The 20,707-nt window shown below is 66.4% G+C and carries 20 protein-coding genes; 12 read left to right on the top strand and 8 right to left on the bottom strand.

Features of this window, described 5'->3' with window-relative positions; all coding sequences use genetic code 11:
• The first annotated feature begins 8 nt into the window (after positions 1–8).
• The gene (gene tsf, locus ACROSR_RS00455; RefSeq protein ID WP_432681783.1) at positions 9–881 is read left to right on the top strand and encodes a translation elongation factor Ts; all 873 of its coding nucleotides are present in this window, start codon (positions 9–11) and stop codon (positions 879–881) included.
• A gap of 248 nt (positions 882–1,129) precedes the next feature.
• On the opposite strand, the gene ACROSR_RS00450 is transcribed toward tsf, so the two are convergent.
• From ACROSR_RS00450 to ACROSR_RS00440, 3 genes are all read right to left on the bottom strand, one after another.
• Positions 1,130–2,950: a M3 family oligoendopeptidase gene (locus tag ACROSR_RS00450; protein ID WP_432681782.1), complete on the bottom strand. Its 1,821-nt coding sequence runs from the start codon at positions 2,948–2,950 to the stop codon at positions 1,130–1,132.
• A 75-nt stretch (positions 2,951–3,025) separates the two neighbouring features.
• The gene (locus tag ACROSR_RS00445) at positions 3,026–4,618 is read right to left on the bottom strand and encodes an ATP-dependent DNA ligase (RefSeq protein WP_432681781.1); all 1,593 of its coding nucleotides are present in this window, start codon (positions 4,616–4,618) and stop codon (positions 3,026–3,028) included.
• Complete coding sequence (locus tag ACROSR_RS00440; protein ID WP_432681780.1) at positions 4,615–5,625, bottom strand: ligase-associated DNA damage response exonuclease; 1,011 nt, start codon at positions 5,623–5,625, stop codon at positions 4,615–4,617. The genes ACROSR_RS00445 and ACROSR_RS00440 overlap by 4 nt, the downstream gene beginning before the upstream one ends.
• A gap of 104 nt (positions 5,626–5,729) precedes the next feature.
• Here ACROSR_RS00440 and ACROSR_RS00435 point away from each other — a divergent pair, with 104 nt between their 5' ends.
• A complete protein-coding gene (locus tag ACROSR_RS00435; protein WP_432681779.1) occupies positions 5,730–6,560 on the top strand; it encodes a fumarylacetoacetate hydrolase family protein in 831 nt (276 codons plus the stop codon).
• A 165-nt stretch (positions 6,561–6,725) separates the two neighbouring features.
• Here ACROSR_RS00435 and ACROSR_RS00430 read toward each other — a convergent pair whose 3' ends face one another.
• Positions 6,726–7,685 (bottom strand): alpha/beta fold hydrolase, encoded by a 960-nt coding sequence (locus ACROSR_RS00430; protein WP_432681778.1) that lies wholly within the window; start codon positions 7,683–7,685, stop codon positions 6,726–6,728.
• Positions 7,685–7,975, bottom strand: a complete 291-nt coding sequence (locus ACROSR_RS00425; protein WP_432681777.1) for an SCP2 sterol-binding domain-containing protein — start codon at positions 7,973–7,975, stop codon at positions 7,685–7,687. The genes ACROSR_RS00430 and ACROSR_RS00425 overlap by 1 nt, the downstream gene beginning before the upstream one ends.
• A gap of 70 nt (positions 7,976–8,045) precedes the next feature.
• Between ACROSR_RS00425 and ACROSR_RS00420 the strand changes: the two genes are divergently transcribed.
• The 6 genes from ACROSR_RS00420 to ACROSR_RS00395 all read left to right on the top strand — a co-directional run bounded on the left by ACROSR_RS00420 (position 8,046) and on the right by ACROSR_RS00395 (position 13,690).
• A complete protein-coding gene (locus ACROSR_RS00420) occupies positions 8,046–8,606 on the top strand; it encodes a tetratricopeptide repeat protein (RefSeq protein ID WP_432681776.1) in 561 nt (186 codons plus the stop codon).
• 20 nt (positions 8,607–8,626) lie between these two features.
• Complete coding sequence (locus tag ACROSR_RS00415) at positions 8,627–11,470, top strand: helicase-related protein (protein WP_432681775.1); 2,844 nt, start codon at positions 8,627–8,629, stop codon at positions 11,468–11,470.
• Positions 11,471–11,532: 62 nt separating this feature from the next.
• Positions 11,533–12,120 carry an NAD(P)H-dependent oxidoreductase gene (locus ACROSR_RS00410; RefSeq protein ID WP_432681774.1) on the top strand — a complete coding sequence of 196 codons (588 nt, stop codon included), beginning with the start codon at positions 11,533–11,535 and terminating at the stop codon, positions 12,118–12,120.
• Entirely contained in the window at positions 12,110–12,502 is a 393-nt protein-coding gene (locus ACROSR_RS00405) for an RNA-binding S4 domain-containing protein (RefSeq protein WP_432681773.1), read from the top strand. Before ACROSR_RS00410 ends, ACROSR_RS00405 begins: the two co-directional genes overlap by 11 nt.
• A gap of 52 nt (positions 12,503–12,554) precedes the next feature.
• Positions 12,555–12,893 carry a ferredoxin FdxA gene (gene fdxA, locus ACROSR_RS00400; RefSeq protein WP_432681772.1) on the top strand — a complete coding sequence of 113 codons (339 nt, stop codon included), beginning with the start codon at positions 12,555–12,557 and terminating at the stop codon, positions 12,891–12,893.
• A gap of 287 nt (positions 12,894–13,180) precedes the next feature.
• Positions 13,181–13,690 (top strand): CarD family transcriptional regulator, encoded by a 510-nt coding sequence (locus tag ACROSR_RS00395; protein ID WP_432681771.1) that lies wholly within the window; start codon positions 13,181–13,183, stop codon positions 13,688–13,690.
• A 57-nt stretch (positions 13,691–13,747) separates the two neighbouring features.
• Here the strand turns inward: ACROSR_RS00395 and ACROSR_RS00390 are convergent, their stop codons facing one another.
• A complete protein-coding gene (locus ACROSR_RS00390; RefSeq protein WP_432681770.1) occupies positions 13,748–14,506 on the bottom strand; it encodes an adenosylcobinamide-GDP ribazoletransferase in 759 nt (252 codons plus the stop codon).
• Positions 14,507–14,583: 77 nt separating this feature from the next.
• Between ACROSR_RS00390 and cobT the strand changes: the two genes are divergently transcribed.
• Positions 14,584–15,600: a nicotinate-nucleotide--dimethylbenzimidazole phosphoribosyltransferase gene (gene cobT, locus ACROSR_RS00385; protein ID WP_432681769.1), complete on the top strand. Its 1,017-nt coding sequence runs from the start codon at positions 14,584–14,586 to the stop codon at positions 15,598–15,600.
• Between the two features lie 105 nt (positions 15,601–15,705).
• Positions 15,706–17,370 (top strand): ABC transporter permease, encoded by a 1,665-nt coding sequence (locus tag ACROSR_RS00380; RefSeq protein WP_432681768.1) that lies wholly within the window; start codon positions 15,706–15,708, stop codon positions 17,368–17,370.
• 3 nt (positions 17,371–17,373) lie between these two features.
• On the opposite strand, the gene ACROSR_RS00375 is transcribed toward ACROSR_RS00380, so the two are convergent.
• Positions 17,374–17,979, bottom strand: coding sequence for a flavin reductase family protein (locus tag ACROSR_RS00375; protein ID WP_432681767.1), 606 nt, complete (start codon positions 17,977–17,979; stop codon positions 17,374–17,376).
• A gap of 91 nt (positions 17,980–18,070) precedes the next feature.
• Here ACROSR_RS00375 and ACROSR_RS00370 point away from each other — a divergent pair, with 91 nt between their 5' ends.
• Both ACROSR_RS00370 and ACROSR_RS00365 read left to right on the top strand, forming a co-directional pair.
• Positions 18,071–18,553, top strand: coding sequence for a GNAT family N-acetyltransferase (locus ACROSR_RS00370; protein WP_432681766.1), 483 nt, complete (start codon positions 18,071–18,073; stop codon positions 18,551–18,553).
• A 58-nt stretch (positions 18,554–18,611) separates the two neighbouring features.
• Positions 18,612–19,367, top strand: a complete 756-nt coding sequence (locus ACROSR_RS00365; RefSeq protein ID WP_432681765.1) for an EcsC family protein — start codon at positions 18,612–18,614, stop codon at positions 19,365–19,367.
• A gap of 77 nt (positions 19,368–19,444) precedes the next feature.
• Here the strand turns inward: ACROSR_RS00365 and ACROSR_RS00360 are convergent, their stop codons facing one another.
• Positions 19,445–20,614, bottom strand: coding sequence for a MalY/PatB family protein (locus ACROSR_RS00360; RefSeq protein ID WP_432682055.1), 1,170 nt, complete (start codon positions 20,612–20,614; stop codon positions 19,445–19,447).
• Between the last annotated feature and the right edge of the window lie 93 nt (positions 20,615–20,707).

Genomic DNA, 20,707 nt, shown 5'->3' with positions numbered 1-20,707 from the left:
GAGCCAAGATGGCGATCACTGCTGCAATGGTGAAAGAACTGCGCGACAGCACGGGCGCGGGCATGATGGACGCGAAGAAGGCCCTGACAGAAACCGATGGTGACATGAATGCCGCCATCGACTGGCTGCGTACAAAGGGCTTGTCGAAGGCCGCCAAAAAATCCGGCCGTACCGCCGCCGAGGGGCTGGTGGCCGTCAAGGTGAAGGACGGCACGGGCGTCGCGGTCGAGGTCAATGCCGAGACTGATTTCGTCGCCAAGAACGCCGACTTTCAGGGCATGGTGACACAGATCGCCGAGGCCGCGCTCGCGGCTGACGATGTCGACGCGCTGATGGCCGCCGATCTGGGCGGCAAGAGCGTGGCCGACACGATCACCGACAAGATCGCCACGATCGGCGAAAACATGTCGCTGCGCCGGATGGGCCGGATCGAGGGCGACGGCGTGGTGGCCTATGTCCACAATGCCGCCGGTGACGGCATGGGCAAGATCGGTGTTCTCGTGGCCTTCTCGGGCGACGAGGCATTCGCGCGGCAAGTCGCGATGCACGTCGCCGCCACCAACCCCGCGGCCCTCAACGAGGCCCGGCTGGACCCGGCAGTGGTTGAGAAGGAAAAGCAGGTTCAGATGGACATCGCCCGCGAATCCGGCAAGCCCGAGAACATCATCGAGAACATGATCAAGGGCCGCATGAAGAAATTCATGTCCGAGGTCACGCTGCTCGGACAATCCTTCGTGATGAACCCCGACCTGACGGTCGAGGCCGCCGCCAAGGATGCCGGCACCGAGATCACCGGCTTTCTGCGTTTCGAGGTCGGCGAGGGCATCGAGAAGAAGGAAGAAGATTTCGCCGCCGAGGTCGCCAAGGCCGCGCAAGGCTGACATCTGGCGACAGGGCAGGCGCTCTGTCCACTTGACACAAAAAGGACCGCCGGCAAGATATGTCGGCGGTCCTTTCTTTTGCCCGAAAGTTGCAAGACGCCGCGCGCGCGGCTTTCCGGGATGCCGGTCATTGCGCCACCAAACGACGAGATCACGGTCAGGCATCACGCCCTCCCGTGTTTCATCTTTCTCCAAATACTCCCGCCGGAGGCTTCCCCAGACACGTCCGGGCGCAGGCGCCGGGCGGGTCAGTCCTCCATCGCCTCAAGCTCGTCGATGAGACGCGAGATCATCGATAGCCCCTTGTCCCAGAACGCCGGGTCCGACGCGTCCAGACCGAAGGGCGCCAGCAACTCGGTGTGGTGCTTCGACCCGCCCGCCTTCAGCATTTCGAAGTACTTGTCCTGGAACCCGTCGGGATTTTCCTCGTAGACCGCATAAAGCGCGTTCACCAGCCCGTCGCCAAAGGCATAGGCGTAGACGTAGAAGGGCGAATGCACGAAATGCGGGATATAGGCCCAGAACGTCTCGTAGCCGTCCATGAAATCGAAGGCCGGGCCGAGGCTTTCGGCCTGCACCGACATCCACAGCGCGTTGATGTCGTCGGGGGTCAACTCGCCCTCGCGGCGGGCGGCATGCAGTTTGCATTCGAAATCGTAAAAGGCGATCTGGCGCACCACGGTGTTGATCATGTCCTCGACCTTGCCGGCCAGCAGGACCTTGCGCTCTGCCGCGGTTTCGGCCCCGTCCAGCATGCGGCGGAAGGTCAGCATCTCGCCGAACACGCTCGCCGTTTCCGCAAGCGTCAGCGGGGTCGAGGACAGCAATTCGCCCTGATCGGCGGCCAGAACCTGGTGCACGCCGTGGCCCAGTTCATGCGCCAGCGTCATCACGTCGCGCGGTTTGCCCAGGTAATTGAGCATCACGTAAGGGTGCACATCGGTCACGGTCGGATGCGCGAAGGCCCCCGGTGCCTTGCCCGGTTTCACGCCGGCGTCGATCCAGCCCTTCTCGAAGAACGGCTTAGCGAGGTCGGCCATGCGCGGGTCGAACGCGGCATAGGCGTTCATCACGGTGTCGCGGGCCGCGTCCCAGCCGACGGTGCGGGTTTCCTCCATCGGCAGGGGCGCGTTGCGATCCCAGACCTGCATCCGGTCGACACCCAGCCACTTGCGCTTGAGCTCGTAATAGCGGTGCGACAGTTTCGGATAGGCCGCGACCACCGCGTCGCGCAGCGCCTCGACGACCTCGGGCTCGACATCGTTGGACAGGTGCCGCCCGGTCTGGGGCGTCGGCATCTCGCGCCAGCGGTCGATGACCTCTTTCTCCTTGGTCGTGGTGTTGTGCACGCGGGCAAAGGTACGGATGTTTTCGCCAAAGACCCGCGCCAGTTCGCGCGCCGCCGTTTCCCGCTTGGCCCGGTCCTGATCGGTCAGCAGGTTGAGCGTGCCCTCGATGCCAAGATCCTCGCCCTCCACGGTGAAGACCAAGCCAGAGATGGTTTCGTCGAACAGCCGCTCCCACGCGTCGCCGACGACGCCCATGTCGTGCAGAAATTTCTCCAGCTCGTCGGATAGCTGGTAAGGCTTCATCGCGCGGATGCGGCGGATGACGGGCTGGTAGCGCGCCAAGTCTGCGTTCTCGGCATACATCGCCTCCAGCGCGCCCTCGTCCAGCCGGTTCAATTCCAGCGAGAAGAAGACAAGCGGTGTTGTATAGGTCGTGATCTTTTCCTGGCAGTCCGACAGGAACTTCGCCCGCCCGCTATCGGACGTCTGCTGGTAATAGCGCAGCCCGGCATAGGACATGATGCGCCCCGCGCAGCGGCTGATCGCCTCGTCGCGGTGCAGGCACTCCAGCAGGCCCTTGGCATCCAGCGTTTCCAGCTGACCCTCGTAATCGGCGGCGAAGTGTTTGCACGCCTGTTCCAGCCACGCGAGATCGCGCACCAGTTCCGGCGCATCTTCGGCGGTATAAAGATCGCTCAGATCCCATTCCGGAAGGCCGCCAAGGCCCTTGTCGCCGGAGGTGGCGTTCGCATCGCGGACGGGGCGGGGCTGGGCATGCATCGGGTCACCTCATTCTGTTTCACCTGAAAGACATAGACGCGCGCGCGCGGGCGCTCAACCCCGCGTGACGCCGCCTTAGCCGAACCGGGCCAGCATGGCCTGCAGGTCGGTCAGCGTGTTCGCCTCTGATGTTGGCTTGTCATGGCGCCAGCGGGCCATGCGCGGAAACCGCAGCGCCACCCCGGATTTGTGCCGGGGACTGGCCTGGATCCCCTCGAAAGCGATCTCGAAAACGTGCTCGGGGCGCACCTGCCGCACCGGGCCGAACCGGTCCTGCGTGTTGCGGCGCACCCAGGCGGTGATCTGGCGGAATTCCGCGTCGGTCAGCCCGGAATAGGCCTTGGTGAACGGGACCAGCGTGTCGCCGTCCCAGACCGCGAATGTGAAATCGGTGAACAGGTTGGCGCGCCGCCCGTGACCTTGCTGCGCGTAGATCATCACGGCATCCAGTGTCAGCGGTTCGAGCTTCCATTTCCACCAGTCGCCCTTCTTGCGCCCGGCATGGTAGGGGCCGCTGCGGCGCTTGAGCATCAGGCCTTCGGTGCGGCGGCGGCGCGCGGTGGCGCGGGTAGTCGCAAGGTCGGCCCAGTCGACGAACGGCACCAGTGGCGAGGGGCGCAGCGGTGCGCCCTCGGGCAGATCGTGCAACCGGGCCTCAAGGCGGTCGCGGCGTTCGGCGAAGGGCGTTTCGCGCAGGTCGTGCCCGGCCTCTTCCAGCAGGTCGTAGGCCATCAGGATCACCGGCGCCTCGGCCAGCAGTTTTTTCGGCACGGTCTTGCGGGTGATGCGTTTTTGCAGCGCGGCAAAGGGCAGGGGGGCATCACCATCATGCGCCAGAATCTCGCCATCCAGAACCGTGCCGTCGGGCAGCACATCGTGCAGCCCGGCGAGTTCCGGAAAGCGGTCGGTCATCAACTCTTCGCCGCGCGACCAGACAAAGCATTGCCCGCCGCGCACGATCACCTGCCCGCGGATGCCGTCCCATTTCCATTCCGCCAGCCAGTCCTCAGGGGGGCCAAGGCCCTCGGGCCCGTCCTCGATCCCGTAGGCAAGGCAGAAGGGGTAGGGGCGCGACAGGTCGTCGGACGGGTCGCGCGCCTCGATCAGGTCGGCCCATGTCGTCGTGTCGGGCGTCCAGTCGCCCATCAGCCGGTGCGCCAGTTCCGCCTCGTCGCGGCCCGTCGCCTGGGCCAGCGCGCGGGTCATCAGCTTGCGGCTGATGCCGATGCGAAAGCCGCCTGTCAGCAGCTTGTTGAACACCAGCCGTTCCAGCGGCGCCATCGCGTCCCAGGCCGCGAGGATGCGGGTTTTGCGGGTCGCCTCATCGGCGGTGTCGAGCGCGCGCAGCCGGTCGATCCACGTGGCAAGGCTGGCATCGTGCGTGGTGTTCGGCGCGGGCAGGACCAGCGCGATGGTTTCGGCCAGATCACCGACGATCGGATAGGTTTCCTCGAACAACCAAAGCGGTATGCCCGCCCGCTCGGCCGCCCATTCGCGCAGCCGCGTCGTGGTGACCGCGCGCTTTGGGCGGCGGCCGGAAAACAGCGCGATCGTCCACAGCCGGTCATCCTCGGGCGCGTCGCGGAAATAGGCGGCCAGTGCCGCCACCTTGGTGTTGGTACGGGTGGTCTGGTCGAGCGTGGTGAAGAGGTCGGCAAAGCGTTTCATGCCTGCTCCTCCAGCGTCTCGGCATCCAGCGTCTCACCGGTGAACTCGGTCTGGACGATATCCGCATCATAGCCCTGCTCACGCAGCCAGCGCGCGAAGATCGACGTGTATCCATGGGTGACGTGGACGTGGCTTGCCCCGGTTTCGGCGATGGCACGGTTGAGCTCGGCCCAGTCGGCATGATCGGAAATGACGAAACCGCGATCCGCCGCCCGTCGCCGTCGCACCCCGCGCAGCCGCATCCAGCCGCTGGCAAACCCGGTCGAGGCGGGGCGAAAGCGCCGCGCCCATGTCCCCGACAGCGCCCCGGGCGGGGCCAGCACCAGCGCGCCGCGCCGCTGCTTGGGGTCGATGTCGGGGGTGACGTATTCGGTATCCGGCAGGGTGATCCCCTGACCGCGCATCACTGCGTTGGTGTTCTCTATCGCGCCATGCGTCAGGATCGGCGCGATCCCCGGATCGAGCAGGCTGAGCACGCGCTGCGCCTTGCCGAGCGCGTAGGCCCCCAGCAGGCTGAACCGTCCCTCTGCCGCGTTGGCTGCCCACCACGCGTTGATCTCGGCGGCGACATCGGCCTCGGCCGGCCAGTCGAAGACCGGCAGGCCGAACGTGCATTCGGTGACGAAATGATGGCAGCGCACCGGCTCGAACGGGGTCGAGAGCGCGTCGGCTTCAAGCTTGTAATCGCCCGAGACCACCCAGACCTCGCCGCCCACCTCGACCCGGATCTGGGCCGAGCCGGGCACGTGCCCCGCGGGGTGAAACGACACGGTCGCCCCGCCGATGCGGCGCGTCTCGCCGTAGCGGATGGTGTCGAGCGTGATCTCGCCCAAGCGATGGCGCATCACCGGGGCGGCAAGCTCGGTCGCAAGATAGGCGCCGTGCCCGTCGCGGGCGTGATCGGCATGGCCGTGGGTGATCAGCGCGCGCGCGACCGCACGCCACGGGTCGATATGGAAATCGCCGGCGGGGCAGTAGATGCCCTCGGGGGTGAACGTCAGTGCCATGCACACAATGATAAACCATGCGGGTCGCGCGACCAGCCTCTTGCGACGGGACATGGTCCGGTTAAGGTCCGACGCGTCGACATCATGAAACAGAGGGACAGGATATGCGGTTTTTGAGGTATGGCGAGGTCGGGCGGGAACAGCCCGCCGTTCTGGATGCCGACGGGCAGTTGCGCGATCTGAGCGGGGTTGTCCCCGATCTGGCGGGTGGCGTTCTGGCGGATCTGCCACGGATCAATCCACAAAGCCTGCCGCGTGTGCCGGGCAATCCGCGCATCGGGCCGCCGGTGGGGCGCGTCGGCAAGCTGATCTGCATCGGGCTCAACTACTCGGATCACGCCGCCGAGCTGGGTGCGACGCCCCCCGAGGACCCGGTGGTGTTTCTCAAGGCGACCTCGTCGATCAACGGGCCGTTCGATCCGGTGATCCTGCCGCGCGGGTCGGAAAAAGGCGACTGGGAGGTGGAGTTGGGCGTGGTCATCGGGCGGCGTGCGAAATACGTGACCGAGGCACAGGCAATGCGCCATGTTGCGGGCTACACCATCTTCAACGACGTCTCGGAACGCAGTCTTCAGCTGGAACGCTCGGGTCAGTGGACCAAGGGCAAGAGCTGTGACACCTTCGCGCCGCTGGGGCCGTGGCTGGTGACGCCCGACGAGATGGCGGATGTGCAGACGCTCGATCTTTCGGTCGATGTGAACGGCGATCGCATGCAAAGCGGCTCGACCGCGAAGATGATCTTCGGGGTGTCGCGGATCGTCTCCTATCTCAGCGAGTTGATGACGCTGGAGCCGGGCGACGTGATCGCCACGGGCACGCCGTCGGGGGTGGGCATCGGCCACACGCCGCCGCGGTTCCTGAAGGATGGCGACGAGATGGTGCTGCGGATCTCGGGGCTGGGCGAACAGCGTACACCCGTGCGGGCCGAACCCTAGGGGTGCGTTGCAACAGGCACATTCAAAGTCCGGGGCAGTCGCATGTGCCCATGCCGCCCCTGCCGGGCAGCACGGCGTTTGCAACCGTGCAATCGCCGGTGGGTGGGTCCGCTACGCATGACCGTGACGGTTTGATGCGGGCCACCTGTCGGGCGACCGGACACGTCAGGACACCGCCTGCCCCGGCCTATCCTCGGACTTCTCGAAAAAGTCGCAGATCATCGCGAAGAGATGCGCGCGCCGGGCCTCTGTGTCCATCAGCGTTTCATGTCGCCCGCCCGCGACCATTTCGAGATGCCCGCCGGGCCACCGTGACATGCGGTCCCGCACGCGCCCGACATCGACGATATCCTCTTCATCGCCAAGAATGGTAAGGCAGGGCAGGTCGGGGGAGGGACGGTGCGACAAGGCGCGGGTTTCGCGCAGGGCCTCATACAGCCAGCGCAGGCTGGGCCCGCCGATGCCAAGCTCCGGATGCGTCCGGATCTGATCCTGCATGTAGGTCCACATCCCCGGATCGCTGGTCAGCCTGTTGGTCTCGAACGGTTCCGTCAGGACATAGTGATCGGCCGTGGTGCCGGGGGCGTAGCGGTGGCTTAGCCCGATATGGTGGCTGCCCCATGACAGCCACCACGCGACCGGACGCAGGGCCTCGGCCATCCGGATGCCCCACATCGGGCTTGAAAAGATGCAGCTTTGCACCCCGAGGCCCTGCATGACGGCGCGCAGCCCGATACAGCCGCCCATCGAATGCGCCAGAAGATGCCACGGCCGCGGCAGATCCAGCCGTGACGCGGCCTCGACCATCGCGGCAACGTCCAGCTGATAGTCGGGGAAATGATGCACATGACCCGACATCGTATCGTCAAGCAACCGATCCGCCAGCCCTTGACCGCGCCAGTCCATCGCAAGGCTCGCATAGCCGCACGCGGCCAAGGCCCCGGCGACGCGACCGTATTTTTCGATATATTCGGTGCGGCCCGGAAAGATCAGGACGGTGCCTGCCGGCCCCTCGCGGTTCCAGACACCGACGCGCAGGCGCACGCTGTCCTGCGCCGTGATCCAGCACGCGGTCCCGCCCTCCGGCCCGTCGGCCACATCGGCAAAGAGCGGCGCCGCGTCCATCAGCCCAGGACGCTGCCAAGTTTCATCGCGAGCGCCATGTCGCCGTCGACGCTGAGGCGGCCCGACATGAACGCCGCCGTCGGATCGAGGTCGCCCTGAAGGATCGATTCGAACGTGTCGGCATCCGCGGTCAGGGTCACTTCTGCATCCTCGTCCGCAGCGCGCGCCCCGTTCGAATCGATCACGATGCTGCCTTCGCCCTCGATCACGAATTTCGCCGTTCCTTCAAGGCCTTCATCGCCCATCTTCTCGTTGAGGGCCTTCACGGCCGCCTTGATCACGTCACTCATCGGCGCGTCCTTTCACAATTGCGATCACGGGGGTTTGCATCCCGGCGATCTGTATTACACTCCACTCATCATGGGTACAGCATTCTTCAATCTCAAGGGTCTCGTCGCGGCACTCGTCTGTGCGGTCGCGTTTTGCCTGCCTGCCGCAGCAGACGAGGGCCGGGTCGATGCGCTGCTGTCACGCCTGGCCGAGGCGGACGCGCCAGAGGCCCGCAAGATCGCGGCGGAAATAGAGATGGAATGGTCGAAATCCGGCTCGCCGGCGATGGACCTTCTGTTGCAGCGTGGCGAGGACGCGATCGAGGCGGGCAACGAGGCCGCCGCAGTCGAGCATCTCAGCGCGCTCATCGATCACGCACCCCGCTTTGTCGAAGCGTGGCATTTGCGATCCGTGGCCTTCTTCAAGCAGGAGCGTTACGGGCTGGCGCTGTCGGATATCCAGCGGGCCCTCGTGCTTGAGCCGCGGCATTTCAACGTCATCTACGGGCTTGGTGTGTTGCTTGACGAGATGGGGCAGCCGGCGCTTGCCCACGACGCCTTTACGCGCGTTCTCGCTATACATCCGCATCATGAAAACGTAACCACGGCGCAAGAGCGTGTGGCCCGCAAGCTGGGTGGCGCGGAACTCTGACGGCATAAGGAACGCGGGCCATGTCCGAGCAGTCGAGAACCCTTGCGGTTCTGGGCCCGACCAATACCGGGAAGACGCATTTCGCCATCGAGCGGATGCTGGGCTATCGCACCGGATTGATCGGTCTGCCCCTGCGTCTTCTGGCACGCGAGGTCTATGACCGGATCGTCGCGGTGCGCGGCCCGTCGGTGGTGGCGCTGGTCACCGGCGAGGAACGCATCGTGCCGGCTCGCGCACAGTACTGGGTCTGTACCGTCGAGGCGATGCCCGAAGGCATGGGCACCGATTTCGTCGCCATCGACGAGATCCAGCTTTGCGCGGACCCTGATCGCGGGCATGTCTTTACCGACCGCCTGCTGCGCCTGCGCGGCCTGCACGAGACGCAGTTCCTGGGCAGCCACACCATGCGCGGCGTGATCGCAAACCTCGTGCCGGGGGTCGAATTCCTCAGCCGCGAGCGCATGTCGCAACTGACCTATGCCGGGCCGAAAAAGATCGCCAAGATGCCACCGCGCAGCGCGATCGTCGGCTTCTCGGTGGAAAACGTCTATGCGATGGCCGAGTTGCTGCGCCGCCAGAAAGGGGGAGCGGCGGTGGTGATGGGCGCGCTGTCCCCGCGCACCCGTAACGCGCAGGTCGAACTGTACCAGAACGGCGATGTTGATTACCTCGTGGCCACCGACGCCATCGGCATGGGTCTGAACCTCGACATCAACCATGTCGCGTTTTCGGCCCTGTCGAAATTCGACGGGCGACGGATGCGGCATCTGCACCCCAACGAGCTGGGCCAGATCGCCGGGCGCGCGGGCCGGGGCATGACCAACGGAACCTTCGGTGTCACCGGCGAGGCCCCCGATCTCGATCCCGATCTCGCGCAGGCGATCACCGAGCATCGCTTCGCCCCGATCCGCAAGCTGGAATGGCGCAATGCCCGGCTGACCTTCGGTTCGACCGATGCGCTGATCGCCTCTCTCGAGGCGCGGCCCGAGCACGAGCTGCTTGTGCGTGCCCGCGAATCCGACGACCTGGGCGCGTTGCGGACGCTGGCCGATCAGCCCGACATCGCCGCGCGCGCCACCGACGCCCCCGCGGTGCGATTGTTGTGGGATGTCTGCCGCATCCCCGATTTCCGCGGCATCAGCCATGCCGAACATGCCGGCCTGCTGGAGCGGATCTTTTGCGACCTGCACGAGTTGGGCCGCGTGCCCGATGACTGGCTGGCGCAGCAGATCCAGCGTATCGACCGGACCGATGGCGACATCGACACGCTGTCGAAAAGGCTGGCCTATATCCGCACCTGGACTTATGTCGCGCAACGAAAGGGCTGGGTCGATGACGAAAATCATTGGCGCGGCGAGACGCGCGCGGTAGAAGACCGCCTGTCGGACGCGCTGCACGAGCGTCTGACGCAAAGATTTGTGGACCGGCGCACATCCGTGCTCTTGCGTCGGCTCAAGCAGAAGGAGGCCATGGTGGCCGAGGTAAGTGATCAGGGCGACGTGACCGTCGAGGGCGAATTCGTCGGGCGTCTGGAAGGCTTCCGCTTCATGCGGGACAAGACGGCGGCCGCGCAAGAGGCGCGCACGCTGCAACAGGCCAGCCTGCAGGCGCTCAGCCCCCATTTCCATCTCAAGGCGGACAGGTTCTACAACGCCCCCGATCCCGAGATTGACTTCACCGAGCAGGGCGGGCTTTTGTGGGGCAAGGAGGCCGTCGGCAAGCTGACGCCGGGACCCGATCCGCTCAAGCCCGAAGTCGTGGCCTTCGTCGATGACGAGGCTGGCGCGGAGGTGGCCCAAAAGGTGCAGCGTCGCCTGCAGCATTTCATCGACCGCCGCATCGCCACCCTGTTCGAGCCGCTGATGACCCTGCAGCGCGACGAGACGCTGACCGGACAGGCGCGCGGCTTCGGCTTTCGCATGGTCGAGGCCATGGGGATCATCCCGCGCGGCGAGGTCGCCGCCGAGGTCAAGGCGCTGGATCAGGAGGCGCGCGGCGCGCTGCGCAAGCACGGCATCCGCTTTGGCCAGTTCACGGTGTTCATGCCCGCGCTGCTGAAACCCGCACCCACGCGATTGCGGCTGGTGTTGTGGTCGCTGGCCCAAGGGCTCGACCACTTCCCCGAGGCGCCGCCACCGGGTCTGGTGACCGTGCCTGCCACGGGTGAGGCCCCCAAGGGGTATTTCAGCATGGCGGGCTACCGCGCGGCCGGTGACCGGGCGATCCGCATCGACATGCTGGAACGGCTGGCCGACATGCTGCGCGCCGAGGATACCCGCGCCGGGTTCGAGGCCAAGGCCGACATGCTGTCGATCACCGGCATGACGCTGGAGCAGTTCGCGTCGCTGATGCAAGGTCTGGGCTACAAGGCCGAGCGGGGCGAGCGCGAAAAGGTCAAGCCGGTCGATCAGGCCGTGGCCGAGGCGCCGGTCGATGCGGCGGCGGCGGTCGAGGATACCGGCCCGGATCACCCCGTCGATACGGTCGAGGGGATCGTCGACGCGGGCGAGGCCCCTATTGCCGCCGATCCGCAGGCCGACCCCGAGGTGACGCCCGAGATCCCCGACACCCCGGAAGAAGAGATCATCCCCGGCGAGACCCCCGAGACGGCGACGCCAGAGCTAGAGGTTTATTACACCTTCACATGGGCGCCGCGGGCCAACCGTCCCGCCGATCAGGGCGCAGCCCGTGCAAAGTCGCGCAAGCCGCAGCAGCAGGGCAAACCGAAGGGCAAGCCGGGCGCCAAGGGCAAGCCGCGCGACGACCGCGCCAAGGGCCCGGCCCCCCGCCCGGAAAAGAAAGACCGCATCGACCCCGACAATCCCTTTGCGGCGGCGCTGATGGGGCTCAAGACCAAGGAGTGAATGCACGTGCCTGCCGTCCGGCGGTATCGGCGGATGGCAGGCCCCGCACGGCAGGAGGACACATGGCACGACGCATCGCCATCATCCAGGGCCATCCCGATCCGGAGGGCGGGCATTTCTGTCATGCATTGGCCGCCGCCTATCGCGATGCGGCACGCGCCGCGGGCCATTCGGTCGATCTGATCGACACGGCCCGGCTGGATCTGCCCTATATCCGTAACAAGGCCCAGTGGGATGCCGCGCCCACCGACGCGGGCATCCTGGACATGCAGCGGGTCGTGGGCGCAGCGGATCACCTTCTGATCGTCTATCCGCTGTGGCTGGGGGACATGCCGGCGGTTCTGAAATCTGCGCTCGAACACCTGTCGCGCGGCGGTTTCGTCATGGCGGTGGATGATGACGGTCACTGGCAGGCAAAACTGAAAGGCAAGTCGGCGCGCGTGGTGGTGACGATGGGCATGCCCGCGCTGGTCTACCGGCTGTTCTTTCTGTCGCATTCGCTCAAGAGCCTTGAGCGCAACATTTTGAAATTCTCCGGGGTAAAACCGGTGCGCACGACCCTCATGGGGCAGGTCGAGGGCGAGAGCCGCAAGGCCCGGCGCGACGGCTGGCTTGCGCAGATGCGCCGTCTTGGCAGCGATGCAGCCTGAGCCGCGCCCATCCCTGCGCCTCGACAAGTGGCTTTGGCATGCGCGGTTCTTCAAGACGCGCACGTTGGCGGCGCGGCAGGTGTCGGCGGGTCACGTCCGAGTCAACGGAAAACGCGTGTCAAAGCCGGCCCACATGGTCGGCCCGCAGGACGTTCTGACCTTCGCACAGGGGGATGCCGTGAAGGTGGTGCGCGTGGTGGAGATTGGCTCACGGCGCGGGCCGGCCCCCGAGGCGCAGGCGCTTTACGACGATCTCAGCGAACCGGCGCCACGCGATAGCGTGGCGTCCGCACCGCCCGCGCCGAAATACGAGGGCAAGGGCCGTCCAACGAAACGCGACCGCCGCAAAATGGACCTCAAGGACCGGTGGTCGCTTGAATGATCGGTTGCACTGGACTAGGTCGCACCTGACCCCGAACGTGTGAGAGACGTCCATGACCTATATCGTCAACGATAACTGCATCGCCTGCAAATACACCGACTGTGTCGAAGTCTGCCCGGTGGATTGCTTTTACGAGGGCGAGACCATGCTTGTGATCCACCCGGACGAGTGCATCGATTGCGGGGTCTGCGAGCCTGAATGCCCCGCCGATGCCATCCGCCCGGACACCGAGCCGGAAATGGAGAAATGGGTGGAGTTCAATCGCAAATATTCGGAAATGTGGCCGGTCATCATCACCAAGAAAGACCCGCTGCCCGAGGCCGAAGAGCGGGACGGCGAGACCGGCAAGCTGGAAAAGTACTTTACCGAAACCCCCGGAGAGGGCGGCTGAGCGGGTAAAACGCCGGACAGGTCTGCCGCGCCCCGCGAGGTGACGGCTAGCGACGGACAGGACGGGCAGGTCGCGTACAAGATGCGACGGTCTTTGCAAAGCGCCCTTTTGCAGGGGCGTTTTTTGTGGTATAGATATATCCCAGAATGATGAAAGACCTGACTTGCACCCTCCAACATCCTGTTGGGGGCGTGTGGCCGTGATACTGACGCTCACCCTCTGTCCTTAAATGACCAGAGGTGTCAACGTCTGTATTTTGTCCAGTACCTCGCGAGGAAACAAACCGAATGTCAAAATCCAAGAAGACCGAGTTTCGCCCCGATGACTATGTCGTGTACCCCGCGCACGGCGTAGGCCAGATCATGTCGATCGAGCAACAGGAAATCGCCGGAATAGAGCTGGAACTTTTCGTGATCTCGTTCGAAAAGGACAAGATGACGTTGCGGGTTCCGACGGACAAGGCGACGGAAATCGGCATGCGCAGCCTTTCGACGCCCGACGTGATCTCGAAGGCGATGGTCACGCTCAAGGGCAAGGCGAAGGTCAAGCGCGCGATGTGGTCGCGCCGCGCCCAGGAATACGAGCAGAAGATCAACTCGGGCGACCTTATCGCCATCGCCGAGGTCGTGCGCGACCTGCACCGCAACGACGAACAACGCGAGCAGAGCTATTCCGAACGTCAGCTTTACGAGGCCGCGCTGGAGCGTCTGACCCGCGAAGTGGCCGCCGTCGCCGGCGGTGACGAGGTTCAGGCCGCCAAGCAGGTGGACGACGTGCTGGTCACGCGCGCCGCGTAAGGCCTGATCGCTGCGGAACCGGGCCGCGCCGTGGGCGCGGCCTTTTTCGTTGGGTCTTCAGCCCAGAAGGCTGAACAGCACTGCGATCTCGGCCATTTGCTGTGTGGCCCCCAGGATATCGCCGGTCTGACCGCCGATCTTGACCTGTGCGATGCGCGCGGCTGCGGCGGCTGCAAGCAGCGCCCAGATCGCCGCCCCCAACCCCGCCCCCCCGGTCAGCAGAACCGCGATGCCGCACCCGACGCCGAGGCCAAGGGCGGCGGTGGCCGGGCTCGGGCACCCCTGGCTGTGCGAAAGACCGGTCGCGCGCGCATGGGGCAGGGCCGCCATCAGGCAGGGCATGACCGCGCGCGACAGGGCGGCGCTGGCCACAAGGGCGAAGGCCGCTGTCATCGGCCCTTGCGCAAACAGCAGCCACAGTGCCGACCATCGTGCCCCCAGCGAAAGGAAAATCGCGATCACGCCGTAGGTGCCGACATGGCTGTCCTTCATGATCTCGAGCCGCCGGTCCAACGTCCAGCCGCCCCAAAGCCCGTCGGCGGCATCGGCCAGCCCGTCCTCGTGGATCGCGCCCGTAGAGATCACCGACACGCCAAGCGCGACCATCGCGGCAAGCGGTGCGGGCAGACCCATCCCATGCGCCACAGCGCCGCCGAGCGCGGCCAGTCCGCCGATCACCATGCCGGCCAGCGGATAGGCCCATGCCGCCCGTGCGCCGCGGTCATGCGCGACGGCGCGCATCGGCAGGCGGCTGAGAAGCGTCAGCGCCTGCGCCACGTCGCGCGCGCGCAACAGGGCCGTGTCGTTTTCTGCCATGCGGGACCCTTTTTCGGGTGGGGCGGGACTGGCCGCTGCGATACAGAAGGGCATCCGAACTTGCAACGAGGCCTGCGATGCGTGCCGAGTTTACGACCCTGCCCGACGTGGCGACCCTGCTGCGCGATCTGCCCGGTCCCGATATGGCCTGTCGCGAGGCGGCGCGGGCGCGCGATGCCCAACTGACCAAGCCGCCGGGCGCGCTTGGCCGGCTGGAGGATCTGGCGATATGGTATTGCGGTTGGCGCGGGACGCCGCGCGCCCGCGTGGATGCGCCGCAGGTCCTTGTCTTTGCGGGCAATCACGGGGTCTGCGCGCAGGGCGTATCGGCCTTCCCGGCGGATGTCACGGCGCAGATGGTCGCCAATTTCCGGGCCGGCGGCGCGGCTGTCAACCAGCTTGCCGAGGTCGCCGGTGCGCGCATGGATGTGCATGCGCTCGATCTCGACCGCCCGACCGCCGATATCAGCCTTGGCCCCGCGATGTCCGAGGCCGAGGTTATCGCCGCCCTGCGCGCCGGGTGGGACGCAGTGGAGGACGCGACGGACCTGCTGGTGGTGGGCGAAATGGGTATCGGCAACACCACCGCTGCGGCCGCCATCGCCTGCGCGCTGCATGGCGGCGGCGCCGAAGACTGGACCGGGCGCGGCACGGGCCTGGATGATGCTGGGCTAAGCCACAAGGCGCGGATCGTGGCGCGGGCTGTCGCCGTGAACGCGGGCGCGGGCCGTGACGGGCTGGAGGTGCTGCGCCGTCTGGGCGGGCGCGAGATCGCGGCGATGGCGGGCGCGATGCTGCGGGCCCGGACGGGGGGCGTCCCGGTCGTGCTGGACGGCTTCATCTGTACCGCCGCTGCCGCGTGCCTGGAGGCTGCGCAACACGGTGCGCTTGATCACGCCATCGCCGGCCATGTCAGCGCCGAGCCGGGCCACGCGCGGCTGTTGGAGTGCCTGGACAAGGCCCCGCTGCTATCGCTCGGCCTGCGGCTTGGCGAAGGGTCGGGCGGGGTTCTGGCCATGGGGATCGTGCGCTCTGCCCTGGCGTGTCATTCCGGCATGGCGACCTTTGCCGAGGCCGGCGTGTCGGACGGCTGAGGGATGCGCCCGACCCCCGGCGCGCGTAACGTCGCACCATCTTGACCCTTGCCATGCGCGCGAATACTGATCGAATTCGTCGGATAATCCCGGAGCGTCATCCGCATGAGCGAAACCCTGTTGCACCGGCTGGCCTGGGTCGTGGTGATCCTGTGCCTTGCGCCCATCCTTGCGGCGGCGCTGTCGGCGTTCACCGGCGATCTGCAGACATGGCAGAAGGTCCTGTCGACGGTGTTGCCCCGCTATACCGCGACGACACTGGCGCTGGTGGTCATCGTCGGGCTGGGGACGGCGGTGATCGGATCGGCGACCGCGTGGCTGGTGACGGTCTACCGGTTTCCCGGCGTGCGTGCGCTGGAAATCGCACTCGCATTGCCGCTGGCCTTTCCCGCCTATGTGATGGCCTATGCCTATACGCACATGCTCGATCATCCCGGGCCGGTGCAGACGGCGCTGCGCAGCGTCACCGGTTGGGGGCCGCGCGAGTACTGGTTTCCCGAGGTCCGTAGCCTTGGCGGGGCGGCGCTGATGCTGACCATCGTGCTTTACCCTTACGTCTACCTGCTGGCGCGCGCGTCGTTTCGCCAGCAATCGGCCAATGCGTTCCTTGTGGCCCGCACGTTGGGGCGGTCGCCGATGCGGGCGTTCTGGCGGGTGGCGCTGCCGATGGCGCGACCCGCGATCGCCGGGGGCGCGCTGCTGGCGATCATGGAAACGATCGCGGATTTCGGCACCGTGGCCTTCTTCAACGTCCAGACCTTCGCCACCGGTATCTACCAGGCGTGGTTCAGCCTTGGCGACCGCGCGGCGGCCTCGCAGCTGGCGCTGTGCCTTCTGGCCTTCGCGCTGCTGCTGGCGGGGCTGGAGCGCGCCAGTCGCGGGCGCGCGCGCACCGCCGGGGCCGGCGGGCGCTTCGAGACGATGGAGCGTCCCGAGCTGCGCGGCGCCGCCGGCTGGGGCGCGTTCGCTCTGTGTTTCCTGCCGGTGCTTCTGGGGTTCATCATACCGGTGATCATGCTGGGCGTGATGGCCGTGGGATCGGGGCAGGACCTGCTGTCGCCGCGCTATCTGGGGTTCATGTCGAACTCCTTGACGCTGTCCAGCGTCGCGGCCGTCATTACCGTGACGGGCGCGATCCTTGTGGGATTTCGCGCGCGCACGCGTCCGGGACGGGCCTCGAAATGGCTGGTGGTGGGGGCCGGGCTTGGCTATGCCGTGCCGGGCGGCGTGATCGCGGTGGGGCTGATGGTGCCGATGGCCGCTTTCGACAACGCGGTCGATGCGTTCATGCGCGGCACCTTCGGGATCAGCACGGGGCTTTTGCTGACCGGGTCGATCTGGCTGATGGTGCTGGCCTATGTGGTGCGGTTCATGGCCGCGGCCCTCAATGCCTATGACAGCGGCATGGCGACCGTGCCCGGGCATCTCGACGCCATCGGGCGGTCGCTGGGACAGGCCGGGCCGAAACTGCTGACGCGGGTGCATCTGCCGGTGGCGCGCACATCGGTGCTGACGGCGCTGCTGATCGTGTTCGTCGACGTGATGAAGGAATTGCCCGCCACGCTGATCCTGCACCCGTTCGATTTCCAGACACTCGCGGTACAGGCGCACCGGCTGGCCGCCGACGAACGCCTGTCCGAGGCCGCGGTGCCATCGCTGGTGCTGGTGGCGTTCGGCCTGATCCCGGTGCTGATCCTGTGCCGTACCCTCGGGCGGCAAAGCGCGGGTCAGCGTGCGGCCAAGCTGGGCTCGGCCATTGCCTCGGGGTAGGGTTCAGCCGCCGGGACGCTTCAGGCTGAACGTGTCCCGGATCACCGAATAATCCAGATAGCCAAGCCGCGTCAGCGGGTTGAAACGGGTCACGTCGAAGCGCCCATCGACGAGGCAATCATCGCGCATGTGCACGCCGGTCACCTCGCCGAATACCACGAAATTCGCCTTGCCCGCCAATTGGATGATCTGCGTCATCTTGCATTCGAGGCTGGCCGGGGCTGCGGCGACGCGGGCGCAGTCCACTGTCTCGCATTCGATTTTTTCCAGCTCTGCATCGGTGAATTCGTCCACCTCGCGCCCCCATGGGCCAGAGCTTTGGTTCATCGCATCGCACAGCGCCTCGCTGACCACGTTGACGCAGAAGACACCCGTTTCGCGGATATTGGCGACGCTGTCCTTGGTGTCGTCGCGGTCGGGCTTTGCCGAGGTCGAGGCGAACATCACCTGCGGCGGGACATAGGCGACCGCGTTGAAGAACGAATAGGGTGCCAGATTGTCCCGACCGTCCGCACCGCGCGACGAGATCCAGCCGATGGGGCGCGGTGTCACGATGGCATTGAACGGGTTGTGCGGCAGGCCGTGGCCGTCCTCGGGTTTGTAGAACATCACAGTCTCCTAGGGGTGAACGGGTTTGTACCAGCCGTAACGCCGTGCTACGCGCCTTGCCAGTCGATTTTCGTAAAGGTCTGGCACACTCATGTTCGAATTGCGGCCCGAGGGCCCCGCGGATCATTGGGAGGTGGAGGCGCTTTACGATCTGTGTTTCGCGCCGGGACGTGAGGCGCTGTCGTCCTACCGGCTGCGCGAGGACGTGTGCCCCGTGGCCGACCTGTGCCTCGTGGCCATCGATGAGGGCGCGATCGCGGGGGCGATCCGGTTCTGGCCGGTGCGCATCGGGGATGCGCACGCGCTGCTTCTGGGGCCGGTCGCGGTGCATCCCACGCACCAGGGCGAAGGCATCGGCGGGTGGCTTATTCGCGAGGGCATCGAGCGCGCCCGCATGTGCGGCTGGCAGCGGATGCTGCTTGTTGGGGATACGCCGTATTACGGGCGGTTCGGCTTTGTGCGCCTGTCGCGTGTCACGATGCCGCCGCCGACGAACCCCGAGCGTGTGCTGGGGCTGGCCTTGCAGCCCGGCGCATGGGATCATGTCACAGGCCAGGTGACACGCGCCGCTTGAAATCGGGGCCGCGCATGCGCAGCTTGACGGCTGGATCACTGCGGATGCGGGGACTGTGATGGAACTTCTGGGCCGACCGATAGACCAGGCCACGACCGAGGCGCGGCTCGATGCGCTGGTCCGGCGCAACGCACAGGCGGGAAATGCCGCGATGGACGTGCTCAACCTGATCGGCGGCCAGGCCGAGGGCCTGCTGGATCGTCTGCCGCCAAGCGTGCGCATGCGTCTGAATTCCACCACCGAAGAGGCGCTGCGCCAGGCCGCCGAGGCCGCGCACCGGTCCCGCGACGTGGTGGGCGACGGCCCGGCCTGGCGGGTGCAGGCGCTGACCACGATGATGGGCGCCGCGGGCGGTATGGGCGGGCTGCCCACGGCACTTGCCGAGTTGCCGGCGACCACGACGGTCCTGCTTCGGGCGATACAGGACGTGGCCATGGATCACGGGTTCGATCCATCCGATCCTTCGGTGCGCTTCGGTTCGGTCGAGGTGTTCGGGGCCGCCGGTCCGCTGGCCGAGGATGATGGCGTCGATCTGGGATTCATCGGCACGCGCGTAACGCTGACGGGGGCGGCCATGCGCACGCTGATCGCGCGGGTCGCGCCGCGCCTTGCGACCGTTCTGGGTCAGAAACTGGCGGCGCAGACCGTTCCGGTGTTGGGGGCGGCGGCAGGGGCGGCCACGAATTACGCCTATACCCGGTATTATCAGGATATGGCGCATGTACATTTCGGCCTGCACCGTCTGGCGATCGATGCCGATCGTGATCCGCAGGACATGGTCTTGGCCTTCCGTGAGCGCGCCCGACGCGGCTGAGGGTGGGCGGCCCCGGCGCGTCATGCTGCGCCGGGGCCGCCCGTCGGCCTGTTTCGTCGGGTGGGCCGCAGCGCGATCTATTGCAGATCCGCGAAGGCCGCCTGCAACCGCTCGACCGCCTCGGCAACCCGGGCGCGAGGCGTCGCGAGGTTGAAGCGCAGAAACGCCTCGCCCCCGCTGCCAAAGGTCGGGCCGTGATTGACGCAGATGCGCGCTTCCTGCTCGACCCGCCGGGTGAATTCCGCCGGCGTCATCCCGGTGCCCGAGAAATCGACCCAGGCAAGATAGGTGGCCTCCAGCGGCATGGATTTGAGGCCGGGAATGGCGTTGACGCCGTCGTCGAACAGCGCCCGCGTCCGGTCGAGATAGGCGGTAAGCGCATCGACCCAGGCCGCGCCATCGGGGCTGTAGGCGGCCTCGGCCATCACCAGGCCGAAGGAATTGGGCGACAGCCCCATGGCCGCCATGCGCTTGCCGAACCGCGCGCGCAGGGCCTCGTCGGCAATGATCACGTTGCCCAGATGCGCCCCGGCGATGTTGAAGGTCTTGGTCGTGGCGGTCAGCATCACCAGCCGGTCCGCGACGTCGTCGATATGCGCCATCGGGATGTGGGTATGGCCGGGCATGACCAGATCGTGATGGATCTCGTCCGAGACAAGGACCAGATCGTGACGCCGGGCGAAATCGGCGATGCCCTGCAATTCCGCACGGGTCCAGACGCGCCCGCCGGGATTGTGCGGCGAGCACAGGATCAGCATCCGCTCGGTGCCGGTCATCTGCGCGTCACAGGCGTCGAAGTCGATTTCGTAGCGCCCGTCGGTATCGGTCAGGGGGCATTCGCGCACCTCGCGCCCCGCCGCCTTTATGACCCGCGCGAAGGCGTGGTAGACGGGCGTGAACAGCACCACCGCGTCACCGGGCGCGGTGAAGGCGTCGACGCACATCGCGGTGCCGTTGACCAGCCCGTGCGTGGTAAAGATCCACTCGGGTTCGATCCGCCAGCCGTGACGCGTCTGCATCCACCACTGGATCGCGGCACGGTAGCCGGCATCGTCGCCGTAATAGCCGTAGATACCGTGATCGGTCATGCGCTGCAGCGCCTCGGTCACGCAGGCGGGGGGGCGGAAATCCATGTCGGCGACCCACATCGGAATGCCATCGCTGGCCGGGACCCCGTAATTCGGTTCCATCATGTCCCATTTCTGGGAATGCGTGCCGCGGCGGTCGATGATCTCGTCGAAATTCATGGCTGTCTCCTTGTGGGCTTCGGCGCGCAGGCTAGAGGTTTGCGCCCGGCGTGCAAGACCGTGTGGCGGGTCGAACGCAAGACCGTTGCGGAT

This window comes from Roseovarius tibetensis (assembly GCF_050896375.1).
In the GTDB taxonomy this organism is placed as follows: Bacteria; Pseudomonadota; Alphaproteobacteria; order Rhodobacterales; family Rhodobacteraceae; genus Roseovarius; species Roseovarius tibetensis.
The sequence above is the reverse complement of the archived record's forward strand: the minus strand, read 5'-3'. Positions and strand labels throughout refer to the sequence as shown.

Coding starts and splice junctions, on each gene's coding strand:
- tsf (WP_432681783.1), top strand. CDS start 9: ATGGCGATCACTGCTGCAATGGTGAAAGAACTGCGCGACAGCACGGGC.
- ACROSR_RS00450 (WP_432681782.1), bottom strand. CDS start 2,950: ATGCATGCCCAGCCCCGCCCCGTCCGCGATGCGAACGCCACCTCCGGC.
- ACROSR_RS00445 (WP_432681781.1), bottom strand. CDS start 4,618: ATGAAACGCTTTGCCGACCTCTTCACCACGCTCGACCAGACCACCCGT.
- ACROSR_RS00440 (WP_432681780.1), bottom strand. CDS start 5,625: ATGGCACTGACGTTCACCCCCGAGGGCATCTACTGCCCCGCCGGCGAT.
- ACROSR_RS00435 (WP_432681779.1), top strand. CDS start 5,730: ATGCGGTTTTTGAGGTATGGCGAGGTCGGGCGGGAACAGCCCGCCGTT.
- ACROSR_RS00430 (WP_432681778.1), bottom strand. CDS start 7,685: ATGGACGCGGCGCCGCTCTTTGCCGATGTGGCCGACGGGCCGGAGGGC.
- ACROSR_RS00425 (WP_432681777.1), bottom strand. CDS start 7,975: ATGAGTGACGTGATCAAGGCGGCCGTGAAGGCCCTCAACGAGAAGATG.
- ACROSR_RS00420 (WP_432681776.1), top strand. CDS start 8,046: ATGGGTACAGCATTCTTCAATCTCAAGGGTCTCGTCGCGGCACTCGTC.
- ACROSR_RS00415 (WP_432681775.1), top strand. CDS start 8,627: ATGTCCGAGCAGTCGAGAACCCTTGCGGTTCTGGGCCCGACCAATACC.
- ACROSR_RS00410 (WP_432681774.1), top strand. CDS start 11,533: ATGGCACGACGCATCGCCATCATCCAGGGCCATCCCGATCCGGAGGGC.
- ACROSR_RS00405 (WP_432681773.1), top strand. CDS start 12,110: ATGCAGCCTGAGCCGCGCCCATCCCTGCGCCTCGACAAGTGGCTTTGG.
- fdxA (WP_432681772.1), top strand. CDS start 12,555: ATGACCTATATCGTCAACGATAACTGCATCGCCTGCAAATACACCGAC.
- ACROSR_RS00395 (WP_432681771.1), top strand. CDS start 13,181: ATGTCAAAATCCAAGAAGACCGAGTTTCGCCCCGATGACTATGTCGTG.
- ACROSR_RS00390 (WP_432681770.1), bottom strand. CDS start 14,506: ATGGCAGAAAACGACACGGCCCTGTTGCGCGCGCGCGACGTGGCGCAG.
- cobT (WP_432681769.1), top strand. CDS start 14,584: ATGCGTGCCGAGTTTACGACCCTGCCCGACGTGGCGACCCTGCTGCGC.
- ACROSR_RS00380 (WP_432681768.1), top strand. CDS start 15,706: ATGAGCGAAACCCTGTTGCACCGGCTGGCCTGGGTCGTGGTGATCCTG.
- ACROSR_RS00375 (WP_432681767.1), bottom strand. CDS start 17,979: ATGTTCTACAAACCCGAGGACGGCCACGGCCTGCCGCACAACCCGTTC.
- ACROSR_RS00370 (WP_432681766.1), top strand. CDS start 18,071: ATGTTCGAATTGCGGCCCGAGGGCCCCGCGGATCATTGGGAGGTGGAG.
- ACROSR_RS00365 (WP_432681765.1), top strand. CDS start 18,612: ATGGAACTTCTGGGCCGACCGATAGACCAGGCCACGACCGAGGCGCGG.
- ACROSR_RS00360 (WP_432682055.1), bottom strand. CDS start 20,614: ATGAATTTCGACGAGATCATCGACCGCCGCGGCACGCATTCCCAGAAA.